Here is a 246-nt window from a genome sequence, read left to right on the forward strand (position 1 = left end):
TTCTAAAAATCCCAAATTTTTGATTGCTTGTGTTGATGATAGTCCGCAAGTAACGCAAACTGTGGAACAAATTGTGCGCGAAAATGGGTATGATTTTATTGGGATTAATGATCCCCTGCGAGCAAATGCTACCTTATTAAAAGTCAAACCTGACCTCATTTTCCTTGATTTGATTATGCCCAACACCAATGGCTATGAAATTTGCACTCAACTGCGTCGAGTTTCCAGCCTTCAAGAAATTCCCAT

General features: G+C 39.0%; 1 protein-coding gene. It reads left to right on the forward strand.

Annotated elements, in window-relative coordinates; all coding sequences use genetic code 11:
- A partial coding sequence (locus R0J87_RS23405; protein ID WP_498889372.1) for a response regulator occupies positions 1-246 on the forward strand: 246 nt, incomplete at both ends.

The sequence above is a fragment of the Halomonas sp. SIMBA_159 genome (genome assembly GCF_046536035.1).
Classification (GTDB): Bacteria; Pseudomonadota; Gammaproteobacteria; order Pseudomonadales; family Halomonadaceae; genus Vreelandella; species Vreelandella venusta_A.